This is a genomic window from Mycolicibacterium sichuanense (assembly GCF_033741125.1).
Lineage (GTDB): Bacteria > Actinomycetota > Actinomycetes > Mycobacteriales > Mycobacteriaceae > Mycobacterium.
This window is the reverse complement of record NZ_JAWQPU010000004.1, coordinates 334,093-354,218: the sequence shown is the minus strand read 5'-3', so window position 1 is coordinate 354,218 and position 20,126 is coordinate 334,093. Positions and strand designations below refer to the sequence as shown.

The 20,126-nt window shown below is 68.5% G+C and carries 16 protein-coding genes; 10 read left to right on the top strand and 6 right to left on the bottom strand.

Features of this window, described 5'->3' with window-relative positions; genetic code table 11:
* Positions 1-39: 39 nt before the first annotated feature.
* Genes SBI80_RS15025 through SBI80_RS15010 form a run of 4 tightly spaced genes read right to left on the bottom strand, consistent with a single transcriptional unit; the run spans position 40 to position 8,012 of the window.
* A complete protein-coding gene (locus SBI80_RS15025; RefSeq protein WP_318975573.1) occupies positions 40-1,101 on the bottom strand; it encodes a zinc-binding metallopeptidase family protein in 1,062 nt (353 codons plus the stop codon).
* Positions 1,094-2,020 (bottom strand): transglutaminase family protein, encoded by a 927-nt coding sequence (locus tag SBI80_RS15020; RefSeq protein ID WP_318975572.1) that lies wholly within the window; start codon positions 2,018-2,020, stop codon positions 1,094-1,096. Before SBI80_RS15020 ends, SBI80_RS15025 begins: the two co-directional genes overlap by 8 nt.
* Complete coding sequence (locus SBI80_RS15015; RefSeq protein WP_318975774.1) at positions 2,017-4,698, bottom strand: circularly permuted type 2 ATP-grasp protein; 2,682 nt, start codon at positions 4,696-4,698, stop codon at positions 2,017-2,019. The genes SBI80_RS15020 and SBI80_RS15015 overlap by 4 nt, the downstream gene beginning before the upstream one ends.
* Positions 4,698-8,012, bottom strand: a complete 3,315-nt coding sequence (locus SBI80_RS15010; protein WP_318975571.1) for a transglutaminase family protein — start codon at positions 8,010-8,012, stop codon at positions 4,698-4,700. The genes SBI80_RS15015 and SBI80_RS15010 overlap by 1 nt, the downstream gene beginning before the upstream one ends.
* A gap of 220 nt (positions 8,013-8,232) precedes the next feature.
* Between SBI80_RS15010 and SBI80_RS15005 the strand changes: the two genes are divergently transcribed.
* The 8 genes from SBI80_RS15005 to SBI80_RS14970 all read left to right on the top strand — a co-directional run bounded on the left by SBI80_RS15005 (position 8,233) and on the right by SBI80_RS14970 (position 16,370).
* Positions 8,233-9,039, top strand: coding sequence for a DeoR/GlpR family DNA-binding transcription regulator (locus SBI80_RS15005; RefSeq protein WP_318975773.1), 807 nt, complete (start codon positions 8,233-8,235; stop codon positions 9,037-9,039).
* A complete protein-coding gene (locus SBI80_RS15000) occupies positions 9,036-10,535 on the top strand; it encodes an FGGY-family carbohydrate kinase (RefSeq protein ID WP_318975570.1) in 1,500 nt (499 codons plus the stop codon). Before SBI80_RS15005 ends, SBI80_RS15000 begins: the two co-directional genes overlap by 4 nt.
* A 16-nt stretch (positions 10,536-10,551) precedes the next feature.
* Positions 10,552-11,886: an ABC transporter substrate-binding protein gene (locus SBI80_RS14995; protein ID WP_318975569.1), complete on the top strand. Its 1,335-nt coding sequence runs from the start codon at positions 10,552-10,554 to the stop codon at positions 11,884-11,886.
* 63 nt (positions 11,887-11,949) lie between these two features.
* Positions 11,950-12,801, top strand: coding sequence for a carbohydrate ABC transporter permease (locus tag SBI80_RS14990; RefSeq protein WP_318975568.1), 852 nt, complete (start codon positions 11,950-11,952; stop codon positions 12,799-12,801).
* Positions 12,798-13,613 (top strand): carbohydrate ABC transporter permease, encoded by an 816-nt coding sequence (locus SBI80_RS14985; protein WP_318975567.1) that lies wholly within the window; start codon positions 12,798-12,800, stop codon positions 13,611-13,613. The genes SBI80_RS14990 and SBI80_RS14985 overlap by 4 nt, the downstream gene beginning before the upstream one ends.
* A 20-nt stretch (positions 13,614-13,633) precedes the next feature.
* Entirely contained in the window at positions 13,634-14,731 is a 1,098-nt protein-coding gene (locus tag SBI80_RS14980; RefSeq protein ID WP_318975566.1) for an ABC transporter ATP-binding protein, read from the top strand.
* A complete protein-coding gene (locus tag SBI80_RS14975; RefSeq protein ID WP_318975565.1) occupies positions 14,731-15,504 on the top strand; it encodes an SDR family NAD(P)-dependent oxidoreductase in 774 nt (257 codons plus the stop codon). The genes SBI80_RS14980 and SBI80_RS14975 overlap by 1 nt, the downstream gene beginning before the upstream one ends.
* A gap of 44 nt (positions 15,505-15,548) precedes the next feature.
* Positions 15,549-16,370, top strand: a complete 822-nt coding sequence (locus SBI80_RS14970; protein ID WP_318975564.1) for a BtpA/SgcQ family protein — start codon at positions 15,549-15,551, stop codon at positions 16,368-16,370.
* Positions 16,371-16,373: 3 nt separating this feature from the next.
* Here SBI80_RS14970 and SBI80_RS14965 read toward each other — a convergent pair whose 3' ends face one another.
* The gene (locus SBI80_RS14965) at positions 16,374-16,841 is read right to left on the bottom strand and encodes a winged helix-turn-helix transcriptional regulator (protein ID WP_318975563.1); all 468 of its coding nucleotides are present in this window, start codon (positions 16,839-16,841) and stop codon (positions 16,374-16,376) included.
* Between the two features lie 96 nt (positions 16,842-16,937).
* Between SBI80_RS14965 and SBI80_RS14960 the strand changes: the two genes are divergently transcribed.
* Complete coding sequence (locus SBI80_RS14960; protein WP_318975562.1) at positions 16,938-18,137, top strand: thiolase family protein; 1,200 nt, start codon at positions 16,938-16,940, stop codon at positions 18,135-18,137.
* Here the strand turns inward: SBI80_RS14960 and SBI80_RS14955 are convergent.
* Positions 18,134-19,558 carry an amidase gene (locus tag SBI80_RS14955; protein ID WP_318975561.1) on the bottom strand — a complete coding sequence of 475 codons (1,425 nt, stop codon included), beginning with the start codon at positions 19,556-19,558 and terminating at the stop codon, positions 18,134-18,136. The two genes, SBI80_RS14960 and SBI80_RS14955, sit on opposite strands and share 4 nt — an antisense overlap.
* 135 nt (positions 19,559-19,693) lie before the next feature.
* On the opposite strand from SBI80_RS14955, the gene SBI80_RS14950 reads away from it, so the two are divergent.
* Positions 19,694-20,101, top strand: coding sequence for a hypothetical protein (locus SBI80_RS14950; protein ID WP_318975560.1), 408 nt, complete (start codon positions 19,694-19,696; stop codon positions 20,099-20,101).
* Positions 20,102-20,126: the final 25 nt, after the last annotated feature.

Below are 20,126 nucleotides of genomic sequence, written 5' to 3'. Positions count from 1 at the left end.
GCCCGACCGCGGGTCGGTCAGACGGTAGGCACGGTCTGGCTACACCGTGCCGCTGGCGGCCGCGAGCTTCTCCGGATCCGAGGTCACCTCGTCGATGACGGTGTGGATGAAACGCATCTTCTCCAGCACCTTCATCGGCAGCACGAAGGGGTACAGGTCGTCGTGGCCCATCGACCGGTTGACCATGTTCAGCGCCCACGCCAGAGGCAGCCACATGTCGATGATGGAATCGAACCCACTGGGCCCCAGGTTCCTTCGCTCGAAGGTGGCCGATGCAGGGGCAAAGCTGAAGGCGGCGGCGGTATCGAGCGTGTCCCGGATGTGCAGGTAGTGCGCGAAGGTCTCGGCCCAGTCCTCGGCGGGGTGCATCGTGGCGTAGGACGACACGTAATCACGCTCCCAGCCGGGGGGTGCGCCATCGCTGTAGTGCCGGTCGAGGGCCGCCTGGTAGTCGGCCTCGGCGTCGCCGAACAGTTCGCGCGCCCGCTCCTGGTACTTGGGGTCGGCGCCGACCAGCCGGTAGTAGTAGTAGTGCCCGATCTCGTGCCGGAAGTGCCCGAGCAGGGTGCGGTAGGGCTCGTCCATCGCGACCCGCAGCTGCTCGCGATGCACGTCGTCACCCTCGGCCAGATCCAGTGTGATGACACCGTTCTCGTGGCCGGTGAAGACCTTTTCGAACTCGCTGGACAGCAGGTCGAAGGCCAAGCCGTAGTTGGGGTCCTCGTTGCGTCCGACGATCGGCAGCTTGAGGTCGACGAGCTCGACGATGAGCCGACGCTTGGCCATCTCGGCGACCGCGAAGGCCGCCATCGCGGGCTTGTCTGCGTCGTTGGGACGGATCCGGGTCAGCGCGCACGACGTGCACAGCTGCCGTTGCGGAGCCACCTTCACCAGCCAATTGCACTCCGCTGCATGCAGATTCGCGCACAGCTGATACTCGCTGGCGTCGACGGCACCACCGTGCTCGCTCTCCGCGCCGGTCGCGATGACCAGGAAGGCCATGTCGTCGAGTGAGAAGCCCAGTTTGCTCTTGCAGTTCAGGCACACCGAGTTCTCGAACGCAAGGTGTTGGCCGCAGTTGGGGCAGATGAAGTCACGCATGGACCACGCCTCCGGACAGGGGGGCGACGTCGACGGACACCTCGATCTTGCTGCTCTCCGAGTCGGTGTAGATGATGCCGCGCAGTGGGGGGACGTCGGCGTAGTCGCGGCCGAAACCGACCACGACGTAACGCTCGTCGACGAGTTGATCGTTGGTGGGGTCGAAACCCAACCATTGACTTTGCGGCGTCCACACCGATGCCCAGGCGTGCGTCGCGTCGATCCCGACCATGCGTTCCCTTCCAGGAGGTGGGTCGGTCGCCAGATACCCCGAAACGTAGCTGGCGGCCAGACCGTTGGCGCGCAGGCACGCGATCGCGAGCCGTGCGAAGTCCTGACATACCCCCTCGCCTGCCGCCAAAACCTCACTCACCTGGGTGGACACCGTCGTGGAACCCGAGCGGTAGGTGAAGTCGCGGTTGATGCGGGAGTTCAGATCCCGCAGCACCTCGATGAGTGGACGCTCGGGTTGAAAGGTGGGCGCGGCGTAGGCCCGCACGTCGTCGGTGATCTCCGGTTGCTGCAGATCCAGGGTGAACTCGACGGCAAGCGCGCCGTCGGTGCCGACCGGCCGGGCGATCTCCCACGGTGCCAGCGCCGATCCGCTGGCGTAGAGGCTCGCCGGTGGCGGGTCGACCTCGACGATCGAGTGGCTGGTGATGGTGAGGTTGCGGTGGCGCTCGGTGACGTGGAAGTAGGAGCTGACGTTTCCGTAGCCGTCCCGGCTGGTGGACCTGTCGGCGGCCTCCGGGTCGATCACCAGCTCGTGCGACGTGCAGCGTTGCCTGTCGGAGTCCCGCGGGGTGAGGAAGCCGCGACCGTAGGAACTGGTCACGTCGTCGGAGTAGTGATAGGTCGTCCGGTGGGTGATCTCGTAGGACCTGGTGCCCGCACCCGGACTGGGTGGCGCGTCGGTCATGGCACCACCCGCCTCTCGTCGGGACCCCAGAGCGGTTGCATCCCGCCCGGCAGGGACAGGTGGGTGGCGGTGATGACCCGCGACAGCTCGCGCAGGTCGGCGTGGATGCCCGACAGCAGGCCGTCCAACTCGGCGCGACGACCGTCGGTCACGACCTCCAGGTCGTCGGTGTCGAGCCGGCGCAACCGCGCCGCGACCTCTTCGATGAGCCGTTCGGGACGGGTGGAACCCGACGACGACGGCAGCGCCTTGAGATTCACGCGCAGCCGCTCGAATTGATACGCCAGCGACCGCGGGTTCTCCTCGTCGAAGAGCATCAGGTCGGCCACCGCGGCCACGCTCACCTTGCCCAGTGTGCGACGGCGGTACATCACCGACGACTCGCACGCCACGAGCGTCGACTCGGTGATGGTCTGCTCGGCACCCCGGCGACGGACGTTGGTGAGCGTCGCGCGCATCAGGGCGGCCAACCAGATGCCCCGCTCGATGCGCTTGCCGATGTCCATCATCGTCCAGCCGACGTCGTGCACCATCGATTCGGCGGCGACCCCGGACAGCGCCAGCATGCCGGCCAGCGTCTGGCTGTGCGCGGCCGCCAGGTACCCCTCGCCCTCGGCGTGCGACTCCGGCGGCGACCCGGACGGATGGCTGACCGCCCGGTCGACCGCCGCCAGCACCATCCAGGTGTCGTTGGACATCTGGTCGCGCACCGAGCGCGCCGCCAGCCCCAGCCGCTCGACGGACTGGGCCAGCGACCCGGCCCGGAAGCGGTCGGCGGTCAGCGCCCACAACGTCGTCGGCGCGATCGCGATCATCTCGGCATCGTCCCCCGCCGACCCGGTGTCGGTACCGGTGATGCGCCCGAGCGCTGCCAGCAGCACGGGCACGCACTCGCTGCCCGGCATGTCCTGGCGGTACCGGAATTCGTGGTACCGCTCGCGGGTGACGTTGAGCAGCCTGGCCATGCTCTCCGCGCGTTCGGAGTAGCGGCCCAGCCAGAACATGTCCGACAGCACGCGCGGCGAGCTGACCGAGCGCGTCGGGCTCGGGGTGATGGCGGGCAGGTCGGGCACGGGTGCCGGCGTCCGCTCGGCGGTGACCCTGGTCGGCGTGCGCACCCAGATGTCCTTGGCGGCAGTGGTGTTCATCCGATGGGCGGCGTTGCCGGCGTCCAGCAGATACCCAAGACCGCCGACCATCGGCGCGTAGCCGCCGCGCTGGGCGACGGTGAACAGTCGCATCCCCGTGCTGCCGGGTGACAACCCGGCGGGGCCACGAGCGGTTGGCGCCGAGGCGAACTGCGGCAGTTCCTGGCCCACCCACTGCCAGGGGCTGGCACCGATGCGGGCGGCCAGCGTCTCGCGTTCGGCGCTCGACAGCTCCGGGCCGACGATGGGCTCGCCGCCCGTGACCGGACGGATGAGCAGCGTGCACAGGTGGGCCAGCAGATGCGACCGTTCGACGTCGATGCCGCCCCAGTACATGGGCGCGGCGGCCAGCTGCGGGGTCTCACCGAGCAGCAGCTCCCCCAGCTCCGGCAGGAACCGTTGCACACCGGGACTTTCCAGGATGCCGCTGCCAAGGGTGTTGACGACCGAAACGGCCCCGCGGCGCAGCACCTCGACCAGACCCACGACGCCCAGCCGTGAGTCGGCCCGCAGGTCGAGCGGGTCGGCATAGGCGGCGTCCACCCGGCGGAACACCACGTCGACCCGCTTGAGCGTGCCGAGCGAACGCATCCACACCTTGCCGTCGCGGACCACCAGGTCCGCGCTCTCGACGAGGGGGAAACCCAGCACGCTGGCCAGGTACGCCTGGTCGAACGCCGTCTCGGAGTGGATGCCGGGGCTGAGCACCACCACGACGGGTTCCTCGGCCGACTCCGGGGCCGCATCGATCAGCGCCAGCCGCAGGGCCTGCGCCCACGGCGAGGCGGGCCGCGGGCCGATTCGCTCGTACAGATCCGGGAACGCGTGCGCGACCACCCTGCGGTCGGCCAGCGCGTAACCGGCACCCGATGGGGCCTGCGTCCAGTCGGCGTTGACCAGGAACTCGCCGGAGGCATCCCGGCTGATGTCGCATCCGTGCATGAACAGTTGATGGCGGCCCGGCACCTCGATCCCACGGGCGGCGCGCAGATACCCGGGGTGGGAGAACAGCAGCTGCGGCGGCAGCACCCCGCTGGTGATCGACCGGCGTTCGCCGTAGAGATCGGTGAGCACCGCGTCGAGCACCCGGGATCGTTGCACCAGACCGTGTTCCAGAGTGTCCCAGTCCGTGGTGGAGACCAGCAGCGGCAGCGGGTCCAGTTGCCACGGCCCGGGCACCTGGGTTCCGTCGCCGGTGGTGACCGCATCCTCCTGGCGGTCGACCTGCACGAAGGTGATGCCGTCGTTGTCGACGAGGCTGCGCACCACCGAACGCAGTCGCTCGAGGCCGAACTTGCCCCGCTCCTGCACGCAATCGGCGAGCTCCTGCCACGCCGGCCGGACGTGGCCCGCCGCGTCGACGAACTCGTCGTACCCGGCACTGGCCTCGCCCCGCACGTCGAACAGCGGCTGCTGGGCGCGGGCAGCCCGGTACTGGGCCAATAGGTCGTCGGCACCGGTCGAGTCGGTCGAGCCGGTGTCGGTGAAGGCGGGAATGGGCTCCGGCGGGCCGCTGGCGCGTAGGACCATCAACGCAGAACGGTACGCACCCTGCGCAGATCCAGGATGCCCGGCGCGCCCACGTCGGTGGCTTGACGCGCCTGCTTCTCGCGAACGTCGGACATGTCGACCCGACCCGCGGTGAATCCGGTTGCCTCGAAGCGCCTGCTCCGACGGGACTCGGCCTCGACGGCGTTGACGGGCGGGTTGTCGTAGGACCGGCCACCGGGATGGCTGACGTGATAGGTGCATCCGCCGCGCGACGTCCCGGTTGCGGTATCGATGAGTTCGAAGCGCAGCGGGGTGTCGACGGTGATGGTGGGATGCAGCGCGCTCGGCGGCTGCCACGCCCGGTAGCGGACGCCACCGACCTGCACGTCGGGTCCGTCGGTGGCGAGCAGTGGGATCGGATGGCCGTTGGCGGTGACGACGTAGCGGTGCCGGTCGGCGCCGATCAACCGGACCTGCAGGCGCTCCACCGAGGAATCGACGTAGCGGGCCGTGCCGCCGGCGGTCGACTCCTCGCCGAGGACGTTCCACGGTTCGATGGCGCCGCGCAGTTCGATCTCCACGCCGTCGAACACCGCGGTGCCGACGCGGGGGAAGCGGAACTCGGTGAAGGGATCCAGCCAGCTGGTGTCGAACGCGATTCCGTGGGCCCGCAGATCGGCAGCCACGCCGGCGATGTCCTGGATGATGAAGTGCGGCAGCAGGTACCGGCCGTGCAGATTCTCACCGTGCCGGATGAGCGGGGCGTGCAGCGGCTCGTCCCAGAACCAGGCGACCAGCGACCGGACCAGTAGCGACTGCACCATCGCCATCTGGAAGTGCGGTGGCATCTCGAAACCACGCAGCTCGAGCAGGCCCAACCGGCCCCGCGCGCTGTCGGGGCTGTAGAGCTTGTCGATGCAGAACTCGGCACGGTGGGTGTTGCCGGTGATGTCGGTCAACAGGTGCCGCAGCGCCCGGTCGGTCACCCACGGCTCGGCGGTGCTGGAACCGCGTGTCAGTCGGTCGATCTCGGCGAACGCGATCTCCAGCTCGTAGAGCGACTCGGTGCGCCCCTCGTCGACGCGAGGTGCCTGCGAGGTGGTGCCGATGAACCGCCCGGAGAAGAGGTAGGACAGCGACGGGTGCCGCTGCCAGTACGTCAGCATCGATACCAGCAGATCGGGCCGGCGCAACATCGGCGATTCCGCGGGGCTGATGCCGCCGAGGGTGATGTGGTTGCCGCCGCCGGTGCCGCCGTGGGTGCCGTCGACGTCGAAGGACTCCGTGGACAATCGCGCGAGTCTGGCTTGTTCGTAGAGGGTTTCGAGCTGGGCGCGCTGCTCGGCGAAGCTGGCCGTCGGCGCGACGTTGACCTCGATCACACCCGGGTCGGGCGTGACGGACATCGACGTCAGCCGCGCGTCCGGCGGCGGACCGTAACCCTCCACCACCAGCGGGCAGCCGACCTTGGCAGCGGCTGCCTCGAGGCGCGCGATGACGTCGACGAAGTGCTCGAGTTCCTCGGTGGGCGGCAGGAAGACGTACAGGATGCCGTCACGCACCTCGGCCACCATCGCGGTGATCGGCACGCCGGCGGCCGCCTCGACCTCGGCCTCGTCGGGCTCGGCCTGCGTGGCGAGGACGCCCCGCTGGGCCAGGGGGTCGGCGTCGTGGGACGGGGGCGGTGGTTCCCAGCTGATCGCGTCCAGCGGCAGCCGCAGGCCGGCCGGCGAGTCGCCGTCCAGCAGCACGATCCTGCCGCGGCGTAGTCGCCAGTCGGCGCTGGCCCAGCCCGTGTCGTCGTCGCGGCGATGCAGCGGCAGTACGTAAGCCGCCGGGGCCGTGACGGATTCCTCGAGTCGGGCCAACAACTGCACCCGGGCGTCCCGTGAGTCGTCGGCCAGGTCCTCGTCGGCCGCCACGGGATGACCAGCCGGCTGGCGCACGGCGTGGGACAGGCGGCTGAGCGGGTCCTCGTAGGCGGGCCGCACCTGCGTCGCGGGCAGGCTCAGGCTGTCGGCGATCGCCTCCAGCACGGCGCGGGCGGCATCGGCCGGGGTCTCGTCGCGGGGCCGGTCGCTCCACGGATCGGCCAGCAGCGACTCGTCGCGCCACAGCGGCTGACCGTCGGTGCGCCAGAAGAGTCCGATCTGCCAGCGGGGCAACGGTTCTCCGGGGTACCACTTGCCTTGGCTGCGCTGGACCAGTCCCTGGGGCGCCCAGCACGCCTTCAGTCGGGCCGCGAGCGCCGAGGCGCGTTCCCGCTTGTGCGGGCCGTCCGCGTCGGTGGTCCACTCGGGGTCGACCTGATTGTCGATCGAGACGAACGTCGGTTCGCCGCCCATCGTCAGGCGGACGTCACCAGTGGCCAGTCGATCGTCGATGCGTGCGCCGAGCGCGCAGATCGAATCCCACGCGGCAGGCGTGTAGGGAAGGGTGACCCGGGGATCCTCGTGCACCCGGGTGACGACGTTGGAGAAGTCCAGCGTCGTCTCGCATGGCTCGGTGGCGCCGGTGATCGGCGCGGCCGAGGACGGATGTGGCGTTGCCGACAGCGGAATGTGGCCCTCGCCGGCGAACAGCGCCGACGTCGGATCCAGACCGATCCAGCCTGCGCCAGGGATGTAGACCTCGGTCCAGGCGTGAAGGTCGGTGAAGTCGGCCACGGGTCCCGACGGACCGTCTAGCGCCTTGACGTCCGAGGTGAGCTGGACGAGGTACCCGGAGACGAACCGGGCGGCCAGACCGAGTTCACGCAGCACCGACACCAGCAGCCACGCCGAATCGCGACAGGAGCCGATGGCGGTCCGCAGCGTGTGATCGGGAGTCTGCACCCCGGGCTCCATGCGCACGCTGTAGCCGACGTCGGCGTTGATCGCGCCGTTGAGCGCGACCAGGAAGTCGATGGTGCGGGTGCCCGGGCGCACCGAGAAGTTCTTGACCCAGTCCTTGGTGAGTTCGCCTGGCCCAGAACCCTCGCCGTCCTCGTCGACCGGACGCAGGTACGGCTTGAGGTCCTCCAGTAGCGCGGTCGGGTACTCGAAGGGCCAGGTCTCCGCGAACTCCTCGATGAAGAAGTCGAACGGGTTGATCACCTTGAGGTCGGCGATCAGCCCGACGGTGATGGTCAGTTCGCGCGTGCGGTTGGGGAAGACCAACCGGGCCAGGAAGTTTCCGAACGCATCCTGCTGCCAGTTGATGAAGTGATCGGCCGGTTCGACCTGCAGCGAGTACGCCTCGATCGGGGTGCGCGAATGCGGGGCGGGGCGCAGCCGGACGACGTGTGGATACACCTTGACGAGCCGGTCGAACGTGTAACTGGTGCGGTGCTCCAGCGCCACCTTGATTCCCATAGGCGTTGATCCCACCACACGCACCACGCCACCGCACGAGTCGCGTGCCGCAGGTCACCCGCAGCGGAGGCGGTCACGACGAACTCGTCGGCGACATCTTCGGCTAAATGTGGACGCTCAACACAAACCTGTTGTAAATTCACACCGCACCTCACTGCGATGGCCAATCTAACCGGAAACGGGAGTTCAGGACTGTGAATTTTCCACATCGGGCGGGGCTCTGAGCGTGGACGCCAAGACCAGGCGAGATCTCATCGAAGAGCGCATCCGCATCGAGCGGGAAGTCGGCTATGCCGACCTCGCTGCGGAGTTCGACGTCTCGGAGATGACCATCCGGCGGGACGTGGAGGCCCTCGAGACCCTCGGCGTGGTGCGGCGGGTGGTCGGCGGCGCAATCGCGATGAAGGGCAAGGACAACGAACCGTCGTTCGCGACGAGGGTGGCCGACGCCGCCGAGGAGAAGCGCCACATCGCCGACGCGGTGGCCGACCTCATCGGCCCGGCGGAGACCGTCATCCTCGACTCCGGCAGCACCGCCCTGGCGGTCGCCCAGTCCCTGCGCGGCCGTCAACTCGGCCTGACCGTCCTGACCCCGAGCGTGCTCGCCGCGCTCGAGTTGGTCGACGAGGCAGACACCACCGTCGTGCTGACCGGTGGTGAACTGCGCCCCGGTGAGCTCAGCCTGATCGGCCCCGCGGCCGAGGACACCTTGGCCAACTACAACTGCGACACCTTCGTGATGGGCGTGGCGGGCATCGACGGCAACCGTGGCATCTCGGATTACCACCAGGCCGACAGCCGGGTGAAGCGGGCCGCGACCCGGCGTGCCGATCGCGTGATCGTGGCGGCGGACCAGAGCAAGCTCGGCCGGGTCACGTTCACCAGCATCGCGGCGCTGGCAGACGTGCACGTGATCATCACCGATGGCGATCCGCAGCACCCCACCCTCGTCGCCGCGCGCGCAGCAGGCGTCGAGGTGATCTGCGTGGCGGGCATCGCCGCCAGCGCACTCGAGGCGGACCGTTGAGCGCCTACACGATCGGCGTCGACGTCGGCACCACGGGAACCAAGACCGTGCTGCTCGACACGGATCGGGGCATCGTCGCCCAGGCCACGCGCGAGACGGCCCTACACTCCCCCGGACCCGGATTCGCCGAGGCCGACCCCGCCCAGTGGCGCGGCAACGTCGTCGAATCCATCCGAGAGGTATTGAGCACCAGCGGCATCGGTGGCGATGCCGTCGCGGCCGTCGCCGTCTCGGGCATGGTGCCCGCGGTAGTGCCGCTCGACGGCGACCGAGAACCGTTGCGGCGGGCCATCCTTCAGAACGACGCCAGGGCGCATCGGGAGGTCTCCGAGCTCGCGCTGAAGCTGGCCGACGTCGACCTCGTCTCGATGACGGGCTCGGCGCTGACGCAGCAGTCGGTCGCACCGACGCTGGCGTGGTTGCGCGCCAACGAACCCGACGTCTACGACCGTGCGAAGCACTACGTCGGCTCCTACGACTGGGTGCTCACCGCACTCGGCGCCGACGTGCACGTCGAGCAGAACTGGGCGCTGGAATCCGGGCTGTTCACCATCGACGGTGACGTCGCATCCCCGGTACTGGACGCTGCGGGGCTCGACCCGCGCATCCTGGCCCCGGTGCACCGCCCCGGCACCCGGGTCGGCGGAATCAGCAGGGCCGCAGCACAATCGACCGGCCTACCGGTGGGCACCGCCCTCGTAGTCGGGGGTGCCGACCACGTCCTGTCCGCCTTTGCTGCTGGAGTGAACGCCCCCGGCGACGCGCTCGTCAAGCTCGGCGGTGCGGGTGACATCCTGGTGGCCAGCGACACCCGCGTGGTCGACGAGCGGCTCTACCTCGACGCCCACCCGGTGCCCGGGCACTGGCTGCCCAACGGTTGCATGGCAACCAGCGGCAGCCTGATCCGCTGGTTCCAGGCACTCGTCGGCGGCACCGAGCTGACCGAACTCGACGCGGAGGCGACCACGTCCGCACCGGCCGAGGTGCTGTGCCTGCCGTACTTCCTCGGCGAGAAGAGCCCCATCCACGATCCCGATCTGCGGGGCGTGTTCGCGGGGCTGCACCTCGGGCACGACCGCGCCGACATGTACCGCTCGGTGCTCGAGGCCATCGCCTTCGGGTTCCGGCATCACGTCGACGTCTTCACCGACATCGGCATCGCCTTGACTCGGGTGATGATCACCAACGGCGGTTCGAAGTCCACGCTGTGGAAGCAGATTCACGCCGACGTGCTCGGCATCGAGATGCGCCCCGTCCGAGGCCATCCCGGCGCCTCACTCGGTGCGGCGGTGATCGCCGCGATCGGGGTCGGTGCGCTGGACGGCTGGTCCGACACCGCCCGCTTCATCACCCTCGACCCCCCGGTCGTCCCCGACGCCGGTCGGAACGCGATCTACGACGACGCCTACCGCAACTGGCGCGACCTCGGCGCCGCAGTGGCACCGATCTCGCATGCGATGGCGAGAAGTGCCCGAGGAGAAGGATCCGACAAGTGAAGGGAACCACGCCGCTATGAACACCAGGCAGGACACCACACCCCCGACACCACGGCGCAGACGGCGGTCGTCGGCCACGCCCATCGTCGCGCTCCTTGCCGTGCTTGCGTTGCTCGTCAGCGCGTGTGCGGGTAGCGGCGGCCCCGAACAGCCGCAGGCAACCGGCACCGGCGAGGTGTCAAAGGACGTCTCCGGCACCGTCCGGATCCTGATGGAGAACGTCCCCGACACCGACGTCGTCAAGTCGATGGTGCCCGAGTTCAACAAGGACTATCCGAACGTCAAGGTCGACATCGAGACCCTGACCTACGACCAGATGCGCGACAAGCTGGTGTCGTCCTTCCAGTCCTCCTCGCCGACCTATGACCTGATCATCGTCGACAACCCGTGGATGGTCGACTTCGCCAAGGCGAAGTTCCTGCAGCCCTTGGACTCTCGCATCGACAGCACGCCCGACTACGACTACGCCGACTTCTTCAAGCCGCTGACCGACATCGCCACGGTCGACGGCGTGCGCTACGGCGTCCCCTTCTACAACTACGCACTGGGATACCTATACGACTCCGACGATCTCGCGACGGCGAAGTTGCAGGTGCCCACGAACCTCGACCAGTTGGTGAGCACCTCCAAGGCGCTCAAGGTCGGCGACCGTGCCGGCATCGCGATGCAGCCGCAGCGGGGCTACAAGATCTTCGAGGAGTGGGGCAACTGGCTATTCGCCGCGGGCGGTTCCATCTACGGCCCCGACGGCAAGCCAACCCTGAACACCCCGCAGGCCAAGCAGGCGCTGAACGCCTACATCGACACCTACAAGACTGCCGCGCCGCCGAACAGCCTGAACTGGGCCTTCGACGAGGCGTTCCGCTCGGTGTCCAGTGGCCAGGCCGCCTCGATGATCAGCTACAACTGGAACCTGCCCGCACTCAACGCGCCCGGCTCGGGCCCCTCGGCGGGCAAGTACAAGCTGGCGCCGATCCCCGGCGGCAAGCAGGTGCTCGGCTCGTGGAGCTGGTCGATCCCCGCCAACTCCGGTGCCCCGGACGCCGCGTGGGCGTTCGCGTCCTGGCTCACCGCCAAGGCGCACGACGTGCAGCGCGTCGAGAAGGGTGGCGCCGCGATCCGGCAGAGCACGCTTCAGGATCCGGCCGTGCTGAGCGGGCCGCTCGGTGCCGATTACTACAAGACCGTCGAGCAGATGCTCGGCAACGCCGCTCCGCTGAGCCAGGGCCCCAGCGGCGAGGAGATGATCCAGGCCGTCGGCACCGAGCTCAACGAGGCGGTCGCCGGCACCAAGAGCGTCGACGACGCTCTCGCCGCGGCACAGGCCGCGGCCGAGAAGATCCAGGGCTAGCCCGACCCCCTGCGGGCCAACCCACATGAAACCGACCACCCCACGAAGGGAGCGACGCCAACCGTGAAGTTCAAGCACGGCATGGTCACCCCCCTGGTCGCTCTGTTCGTCGGGGTGGTCGGTTTCCCTCTCGCCTACGCGTTCTACCTCAGCATCACCGACTACAAGCTCACCAGCCGCGGCACGCCCAGGATCGTCGGCGCCGACAACTACGTCGCCACCTTCGGCGACGCCGCGTTCTGGCAGGCGTTCGGCACCACCGCCCTCTTCGTCGCGGTGGCCGTCGGGCTGGAGCTGCTGATCGGTCTGGCCATCGCACTGGCACTCCAAAAGCAGCGCTGGGCAAGCGATCTCACCCGGTCCATGTTGCTGGCGCCGATGTTCATCACCCCGATCGCGGTGGGATTGATCTTCCGCTTCCTGCTCAACGACCAGATCGGCGCCATCCCGCACCTGCTGCACGCGGTGGGCCTCGACTACGACTTCTTCGGACCGGGCCGAGCGATCTTCACGCTGGCCTTCATCGACGTCTGGCAGTGGACGCCGTTCATGGTGCTCCTGCTGCTCGCCGGTCTGGAGTCGATCCCGAAGCAACCGCTCGAGGCGGCCAGGGTCGACGGTGCCAGCGGGTGGTACGTGCTGCGCCGGGTGACGCTGCCGCTGCTGGCCCCGGTCTTGGTCGTGGCGATCCTGCTGCGGTGCCTGGACGCGATGAAGGTGTTCGAGTACGTCTTCGCCACCACCCGCGGCGGCCCGGGCACCGAGACCCAGACGCTGCAGTACTTCGTGTACCAGACCGGAATTCAGTTCTTCCGCCTCGGCTCCGCGTCGTCGATGGCGTTCGTGGTCCTGCTGGTCGTGCTGACGATCATCGTGATCGCGTTCCGGCGGATGGAGAAGGCCAAGCAGTCATGAGGAACTCGCGTGCACTGACCATCTGCCGGGTGGCCCTGCTGTGGGCTGCGGGGATCTCGGTGCTCTTCCCGGTGGCATGGATCGCGCTGGCGAGCGTGAAGAGCCCCGACCAACTCAACGACCCGTTCCTGCTGTCGTTCACCCCAACGCTGGCGGCGTGGCGCAACGTGTTGTCGTCGGGCATCCTCGAGGCAGCCGGTCGCAGCGCCATCGTCGCCATCGTGACCGTCGGCATCAGCGTGGTGGTCGGCAGCATGGGGGCATATGCCATCGCGCGCTTCCGCGCCGGCGGCACGGCGACCAGATTTGGCATGCTCGCCGCTCAGGTGCTGCCGCCGGCCGTGCTGGTGTTCCCGTTCCTCACCATGGCCTACGCCCTTCGCCTCAATGACACCCTGATTCCGGTGATCTTCGCGCACCTGAGTTTCGTTCTGCCCGTGGTGACCTGGTTCCTGATCGGATTCTTCGAGGCGGTGCCGCGCTCGCTGGAGGAGCAGGCCCAGGTCGACGGCTTCACCAGGTTCCAGGCCTTCCGCCTGGTCGTGCTGCCCCAGGTGTTCCCCGGCATGGGCGCCGCGGCCATCTTCGGTTTCACCCTGTCGTGGAACGACCTGTTCTACGGCCTGATCCTGGCGCCGGGCAAGGCGGCCATCCTGCCGGTGGCCATCGCCGGCTTCAACACGTTCCGCGGAGTTCAGATCGGCTCGATGAGCGCCGCCATCCTGATCGCCGTCGTCCCCGTCGTCATCGCGAGCTTCTTCATCCAGCGCAGGCTGGTGCAGGGCATCAGCGGTGGCGCGGTGAAGTTCTAGAAGGTAGGTCTCCCCCGCTCATGGCAACAGTCCGCTTCCAAGGCGTCAACAAGGCCTACGGGTCGATCTCGGTAGTCACCGATCTCGACCTGGAGTTGCCCGACGGATCGTTCAACGTCCTGGTCGGCCCGTCCGGGTGCGGCAAGTCGACGTCACTGCGCATGCTCGCAGGGCTGGAGACCGTCACCTCCGGCACCATCATGATCGGTGACCGCGACGTCACCGATCTGCAGCCACGCGACCGCGACGTGGCGATGGTCTTCCAGAACTACGCGCTGTACCCGCATCTGAGCGTGCGGGAGAACATCGCCTTCCCGCTGCGTGCGTCCAAGACGCCACGCGCGGCCGCGCTGAAGCGGGCCGACGAGGTGGCGCAATCGTTGGGCCTGGAGAAGTTGTTGGGCCGCAAGCCAAAGGACCTCAGCGGTGGGCAGCAGCAGCGCGTCGCGATCGGGCGCGCCATCATCCGCGAACCCTCGGTGTTCCTCTTCGACGAACCGCTGAGCAACCTCGACGCGAAGCTGCGCGTGGAGACCCGCACGGAGCTGTTGCAGATCCAGCGCCGGCTCGGCATCACCTGCCTCTACGTCACCCACGACCAGGAGGAGGCGATGACGCTGTCGGACCGGATGGTGGTGATGCGCGACGGCCGCCCCGCCCAGGTCGGCACTCCACTGCAGGTGTATGACACACCGGTCGACACCTTCGTCGCATCGTTCGTCGGCAGCCCGAAGATGAACCTGCTCGACGGTGAGCTCAGTGGTGAGACCTTCACCCTGCCAAGTGGTTTCGCCATCGACGTGAGCGGAGCCAGCGCGCGCGGCCCGGTGACGCTCGGCGTCCGGCCCGATGATCTGGTGCTCACCACGACCGATCGTGCCGGCGCCACCGTGAAGCTCGTCGAACTGCTGGGGCCACGAGCCATCGTGACGCTCGACGCGCACGGTACCGAACTGACCAGCGTCGTCGAGACCTCGCGAATGGTCGGCATCACCGAGGGGGTGCGGGTGTCGCTGTCCGCCAGACCCGGTGCCGTGCACGTCTTCGACCCCAAGACCGGCCGGCGCATCGTCGGCGACGACCAGTTCGAGACGACAGACGGGAACAGAGTCCACTGATGACGAAGACAGTTGTGGTGACCGGTGCGGGTTCCGGTATTGGCCGCGCGATCGCGACGACCCTCGCCGAGCGGTGCTGGCAGGTCGTGGTCACCGACATCGACGCCGACGCCGCGGCCAGCGTGGCGGCCTCGCTCCCCGAAGAGGGTGGCGCCCGCCACGAGTCGGCGGTGCTCAACGTGAGCTCACCCACCGACGCGGCGACGGTTGCCTTCGACGTGACCGACCGGCTAGGGCTCGACGCCTGGGTGAGCAATGCCGGCATCTCGTTCATGCACAGCTTCCTCGAAGCACCCATCGCCCGGTACGACCAGACGATGGACGTCAACCTCAAGGGCGTCTTCGTGTGTGGTCAGGCCGCGGCCCGGGCGATGGTGCGCAGCGGCACCCAGGGCGCGATCGTCAACACGGCCTCGATGGCCGGCAAGCAGGGCCGGGTTCCGTTCCTGTCGGACTACGTGGCGTCGAAGTTCGGCGTCGTCGGCTTGACGCAGGCGATGGCCTACGAGCTGGGTGAGCACGGCATCACGGTCAACTGCGTGTGCCCCGGTTACGTCGAAACCCCAATGCAGGAGCGGGAACTTCAGTGGGAGGCGCAGCTGCGCGGCACCACGCCCGACGGCGTGCGCCGGATGATGATCCAGGACACCCCGCTGCGACGACTGGAACAACCGGAGGACGTCGCCCGCTCGGTGGCGTTCCTGCTGTCGGAGGATGCCCGCTTCATCACCGGTGAGGCGCTGGCCGTCAACGGCGGCGCCTACATGGACTAGCCACCAATTCACTTGCACCACAATTCAACCGAGAAAGGCACCACGTGACCACCACCTGGCTCGACGAGGTCTTCAACGTCAGAAAGCCCGTCATCGCCATGCTCCATCTCGCCGCCCTGCCCGGTGACCCCGGATACGACAGCGCGGGGGGCATCGCCGCCGTCGTCAAGCGCGCCCGCGAGGAACTCGACGAACTGCAGGCCGGCGGTGTCGACGGCGTGATGGTCTCCAACGAGTTCAGCCTGCCGTACCTCACCAAGACCGAACCGATCACGGCCATCACGATGGCCAGGATCATCGGCGAACTGCTGCCCGAGTTCACCGTCCCCTACGGCGTGAACGTCCTGTGGGACGGTCGCGCGTCGATCGACCTGGCCGTCGCCACCGGTGCGAAGTTCGTCAGGGAGATCTTCACCGGGGTCTACGCCAGCGACTTCGGACTGTGGAACACCAACGTCGGCGAGGTCGCGCGACACCGCGCCAGGGTGGGCGGCGCCGACGTCAAGCTGTTCTTCAACATCGTTCCCGAGTCGGCCACCTATCTGGCCGAGCGCGACCTCGAATCCATCACCCGCACGACGGTTTTCGCGACGTTGCCCGATGCCATCTGCGTCTCCGGAGCGACCGCCGGATCGCCGACGGACGCCGCGGCCCTGCGCGCGGTCAAGTCCGCGGCCGGCCAGGTGCCGGTGTTCGTCAACACCGGCGTGCGGGCCGAGAACGTGGCCGATCAGCTAGCCGTGGCCGACGGTGCGATCGTCGGCACCTTCTTCAAGCAGAATGGGGTGTTCGAGAACCGGGCCGAGCGGGCCCGCGTCACGGAGCTCATGGACCAGGCGAAGAAGTTCCGCGAACAGCTGGCCTGATCCCTAGCGCCGGACGAGTCGGACCGCCAGCTCGTCGAGGGGCACGTCGTGCCCCTCGGCGCAGCGGACGCCCACCGTCGCCTCGGCGCCACAGTCGAGATGGCGCAACCGGAGCCCCGGGTCGTCGAAGTGCCTTCTCCCCCACTCGAACATCGCCAACACCACGGGCATGAATGCCGTGCCCTCTGGCGTGAGGACGTATTCGTCCCGACTGCGCTGGCCGGGCTCACGGTAGGGCTGCTTGGCGAGCAGGCCCGCGTCGACCAGCTCGGACAACCGCGCCGACGTCGCGGCCTTGGTGATGCCGACGCGGCGGGCGAAGTCGTCGAATCGCGTGGTGCCGTAGTACGCCTCGCGCATGATCAGGATCGCCGACTTCGTCCCCACCAGACCCATCGTCTTCTCGATCGGGCACACGCCGACCGCAGACCACGCGTCGCGGTCGGCGAGCGGGCCTTGCAGGACTGTCATGGACATCACTCCCTAGCTGGATTGCCTGCACTATACCGAGGTGTTACATCTAAGTATAGATAGCAGTACTCAGCGACGAGTCATTCAGGAGACATCATGTCCGCTTCCCAGACAGGTTTCGACGACCGCGACGCCGTAATCGTCAGCGCAGTGCGCACCCCCGTCGGCAAGGGCAAGGCCAGCGGCGCCCTACACGACGTCCTGCCCGTCGACTTGCTTGCCCACAGCCTGCGCGAGGTGGTGGAACGCGTCGGCGTCGACCCCACACTGGTCGACGACGTCATCGCCGGCGCCGTGACGCAGGTCGGAGATCAAGCGGTCAACGTCGCACGCAACGCAGTGCTAAGTGCCGGCTTCCCGGAGAGCGTGCCGGGCACCACGGTGGATCGCCAGTGTGGAAGTAGCCAGCAGGCCCTCAGCTTCGCCGCGCAGGGCATCATCGCCGGCTCATACGACGTCGTGATCGCGGCGGGCGTGGAGTCGATGTCGCGGGTGCCGATGGGCACCAACGTGCTGCCCGGCAGTGACCCGTTCGGCCTCGGCATGGCCGAGCGCTATCCCGACGGGCTGGTGCCCCAGGGCATCAGCGCCGAACTGATCGCGGCCAAGTGGGGGCTGTCGCGCACCGAGCTCGACGAATTCTCCGCTTGGAGTCACGAGAAGGCCGCGCTGGCAACCAAGAACGGCCTGTTCGACCACGAGCTGGCCCCGATCGCCGGGCTGTCGACCGACGAGATCATCCGCCCCGGCACCACCATCGACACGCTGGCCGGTCTGCGTCCGGCGTTCTTCGACGAGGCCTACGCGGCGCGCTTCCCCCAGATCGAGTGGGAGATCACGCCGGGCAACTCCTCGCCGCTGTCCGACGGCAGCGCCGCGGTGCTGCTCACCAGCGGAGCGGCCGCTCGCAAGCTGGGCCTGCGCCCGCTGGCGCGGATCCACACCATGACCGTGGTGGGCTCTGATCCGCTGTACATGTTGACCGGCGTCATCCCCGCCACCGAGAAGGTGCTGGCCCGCTCCGGACTCTCGCTGTCCGACATCGACCTGTTCGAGGTCAACGAGGCGTTTGCACCGGTGGTGCTGGCGTGGGCCAGGGACACCGGGGCCAATCTGGACAAGACCAACGTCAACGGTGGCGCCATCGCGATCGGACATCCCTTGGGCGCCAGCGGTGCTCGGATCATGACGACGATGGTCAATGCTCTGGAGCAGCGCGGCGGCCGCTATGCTCTGCAGACGATGTGCGAGGGCGGCGGCATGGCCAACGCCACGATCATCGAGCGGCTCGGCTAGGGCCACTCCCCCTCGAGTGGATCGACCTTGGGAAGGTCGAGCGTGGCCTCCAATGCCGCGGCGACGCGCAGCAGCGTCAGATCCCGGCCCGGTCCGGCGAGCAGGTGGGCACCGACCGGCAGGCCCGCCGGGGTGTGCCCGGCGGGCAGCGACAGCGCCGGGATGCCCAGCGGGGTGAACAGCCAAGCCGCCCGCATCCAGTCCAGGTAGTCCCGCATCGGGGTGTCGCCGACCGACCGCGGCCAGGTCCATTCGACGGGGAACGCAGGGATCTGCGTGACCGGCGCCAGGACGAGGTCGTAATCGCCGAAGAAACGCGCCGCCGACTGGTGCAGTCGGGTCAATTCGGCGTAGGCGGTCATGACGTCACGACCAGATAGGGCGGCGCCCTGGCGGATGTTGTCGGCCAGGAAGTCCACGAAACCGTCGGGGTGCGACGCCAACAGATCCCGCCAGTTGGCGTCGAAGTCAGCGGCACGCAGGGTGCGGAACGCCCCGTCGGATCCGTCGAGATCTGGGCACGCGTGCTCGACGCGCGCGCCGGCCCGTTCGAGAACCGTTGCGGTGGAGGCGATCACGTCGGCAACCTCGGCATCCACCGGAACCCGGCCGCCGAGGTCGGGGGCGTACGCCACGCGGAGGCCGCGCAGCTTCGCCGGTTCCAGCGTCTGCAATCCTGCGGTGTCGAGGCGGGCGTCATACGCGTCGGAGGACGGTGGCGCGGCGATGACCGAGAGCAGCAGGGCGACGTCGGCGACCGTCCGGCCGAGCGGTCCGTTGGTGGCGAGCGGGTTGAACGCGTCGCGTTCGGCGCCGTTGGGCACCAGCCCCGGCGTTGGCCGCATGCCGACGACACCGCAGAACGACGCGGGGTTGCGCAGCGAGCCACCCATGTCGCTGCCGTCCGCGATCGGGACGAGGTGCGCCGCCAGGGCCGCGGCCGCCCCACCGCTGGAACCACCCGCAGACCGCGTGACGTCGTGGGGGTTGCGGGTCGCACCGAAGACCCGGTTGAACGTGTGCGAGCCGGCGGCGAACTCCGGCACGTTGGTCTTGCCGACCAGCACCGCACCGGCCTGCAGGATGCGCTCGACGTGGGGATCGTTGACGGTTGGCACGTTGTCGGCGAACAGCGGGTGTCCGAAAGTGGTTCGCATTCCCGCTGTTTGAGCGGTGTCCTTGACCGCGACCGGCAGCCCGTGCAGGGGCCCGCGCCGGTCGACGGGCACGGCCTCGGCCGCCGCGGCTCGCGCCAGGGCACCGTCGACGTCCAGCGTGACGATGGCGTTGATCCGCGGGTTGAGTGCATCGATCGCCTCGAGGTGGGCACGCAGCACCTCGACCGCACCGATCTCACCCGAGCGCAGCAGCTGCGCCTGGCGGGTCGCCGACAGTGCGACGAGTTCGCGATTCGACTGCACGCTGTACCACTCCTCGGATCACCACGGTTCGACCTCCGGACTATATGGGTCGCGTCACGACCACCGGGTGATGACGCAATGGTGACGTCACGCACCCCGCCTTTAGCAAGGCTCACGGCCGGGTACGGATGCGGAATGACGAAGAAGCACGCAATGGCCGCGAGTTTCGCGGCGGCCGCGGCCACCGCCGCACTGATGACCGGCTGCAGCAGCAGCGGCAGCGGTGGCTCGGACACCAGCTCGACCTCCACCCCGACCACCACCGTCTCCGCGCCGGCCAGCACCTCGGCCACTCCCGCGGCACCGGCAACGACCACCGGCGTGGTCACCAGCCAGGCGCCCCAGACGGGCAGTACCACCGAGGGTGGCGCTCCCGGCAGCGGATCGGGTGCCGGTTCTGACGGTCCTAGTCAAACCATCAGCGGCGGCAATTCGGTTGCGCCGCCGCCCGTCCAGGGCTCACCGTCGCCGCCAACGGGCAAGAACCTGCCCGGCTCGAACTCCGGCCCTCAGGGCACCCCCGGCGCACCCGGCCGCAACTAGGAGGTACCTACCTCATTCATCGCAG

Bases quoted from the DNA above. Each gene is read 5' to 3' on its own strand.
- SBI80_RS14980 (WP_318975566.1), top strand. From the start codon at position 13,634: ATGGCAACAGTCCGCTTCCAAGGCGTCAACAAGGCCTACGGGTCGATC.
- SBI80_RS15015 (WP_318975774.1), bottom strand. From the start codon at position 4,698: ATGGTCCTACGCGCCAGCGGCCCGCCGGAGCCCATTCCCGCCTTCACC.
- SBI80_RS15025 (WP_318975573.1), bottom strand. From the start codon at position 1,101: ATGCGTGACTTCATCTGCCCCAACTGCGGCCAACACCTTGCGTTCGAG.
- SBI80_RS15020 (WP_318975572.1), bottom strand. From the start codon at position 2,020: ATGACCGACGCGCCACCCAGTCCGGGTGCGGGCACCAGGTCCTACGAG.
- SBI80_RS14975 (WP_318975565.1), top strand. From the start codon at position 14,731: ATGACGAAGACAGTTGTGGTGACCGGTGCGGGTTCCGGTATTGGCCGC.
- SBI80_RS14985 (WP_318975567.1), top strand. From the start codon at position 12,798: ATGAGGAACTCGCGTGCACTGACCATCTGCCGGGTGGCCCTGCTGTGG.
- SBI80_RS15010 (WP_318975571.1), bottom strand. From the start codon at position 8,012: ATGGGAATCAAGGTGGCGCTGGAGCACCGCACCAGTTACACGTTCGAC.
- SBI80_RS14965 (WP_318975563.1), bottom strand. From the start codon at position 16,841: ATGACAGTCCTGCAAGGCCCGCTCGCCGACCGCGACGCGTGGTCTGCG.
- SBI80_RS14960 (WP_318975562.1), top strand. From the start codon at position 16,938: ATGTCCGCTTCCCAGACAGGTTTCGACGACCGCGACGCCGTAATCGTC.
- SBI80_RS14950 (WP_318975560.1), top strand. From the start codon at position 19,694: ATGACGAAGAAGCACGCAATGGCCGCGAGTTTCGCGGCGGCCGCGGCC.
- SBI80_RS14995 (WP_318975569.1), top strand. From the start codon at position 10,552: ATGAACACCAGGCAGGACACCACACCCCCGACACCACGGCGCAGACGG.